Here is a 1,125-nt window from a genome sequence, read left to right as displayed (position 1 = left end):
CTTCTCGGCCCAGACCTCACTTGCCTGTGCTACCCACTAGAAACGCGGAAGGGCCCAAAATAAGACCCTATGGCTCCACATTTTGGCTTTACTCCCCCGATGGGGCAAGCCAAACCTGCGTACTTGGTGCCAAGGCGGCATACTGGATGAGGTGGACCCCAAGCTCCGCACGATTCGAGGCGGCGAGCTTTGCTGCGTACTCCATTGGGGTCAGCCAGCCTAGGCGTGCCTGGCCCCTCGTGTTGTAGTAGTGAATGCGCCCATCAACTCTTGTCATGATCTCCTGTGTGGTGAGGTGAGCTGTGGGCCCTATCTGTTCCTTCATCCTGCCCCAGAAGCTCTCGTTGGAGGCATTGTCCCAGCAACAGGCACGTCTTGACATGGACTGGCTGATCTTGAGTTCCTTGAGCTGGTCGAACGTGTCGAGGGCGAGCTTCTCCTCCATCGAGGTCGAGCTCGCGTGGGCGAGCACGACGTCGATCCCGCAGTCGATGATGCCCGGGAGGTAGACGAGGCTCTCGTCTCTGCAGAGCAGGCAGGTGATGTCGGCTGAGATGGCCTTGAGAGGGGCCCCACGCCCGGAACCCCTGTTCACGACGTTTTTCGCCATCCTGGGCTCGCCGTCTTTGCCGATGGGCTTGTAGGGTCTCTTGCGCTTCCTGCCCCAGGCGATGCATGATGCGCCGCGCCTCCTTGCGGTTCATCACGACGCCCTGCCCGTGCTTGGCGGCCCCGACCTTGTCGTGGTGCCTTTCCCAGGCGCCTCGGTCTTGGCGGGGGCACCCTCCCTCTCGCCTTCCCGGTAGAGTCCCATGCACTCTCTCCTTGAAGGCCTTCGAATAGACGAGCGAGCTTGCCCTGACTTCACCCACGGCATCAAGCGTAAGGAGGTAGCTGCGTTCCTCTTGAGTGAACCTTCCGTCGATCATATACGAACCTCTTTCTCTCATGAGGCTCGTCGCCTGCTCAAATCGCACTTATTCGCAATCTGGACTGTGTTGTGCGGGATAAGGGGACCAAATCCACGTTCGCTAGAACTCGCCGTTTAGCTTGAGTTGACGGGGGGGGGGGGGGTAGAATTAGACCACCAAAAAGACAGAGTAAATATTTGCCCCCATGAGCCGC

General features: G+C 59.3%; 1 protein-coding gene. It reads right to left on the bottom strand.

Annotated elements, in window-relative coordinates; translation table 11 throughout:
* Nucleotides 1-88: 88 nt before the first annotated feature.
* On the bottom strand, nt 89-610 hold the full coding sequence (locus ACO59D_RS09480) for a hypothetical protein (RefSeq protein WP_485126763.1): 522 nt from the start codon (nt 608-610) through the stop codon (nt 89-91).
* Between the last annotated feature and the right edge of the window lie 515 nt (nt 611-1,125).

The sequence above is a fragment of the Tractidigestivibacter sp. genome (assembly GCF_057241865.1).
Note: the sequence above shows the minus strand (reverse complement) of the source record. Positions and strands in the feature narration are given on the sequence as shown.

Excerpts from the sequence above, each read along its gene's own strand:
- ACO59D_RS09480 (WP_485126763.1), bottom strand. The coding sequence starts at position 610 with ATGGCGAAAAACGTCGTGAACAGGGGTTCCGGGCGTGGGGCCCCTCTC.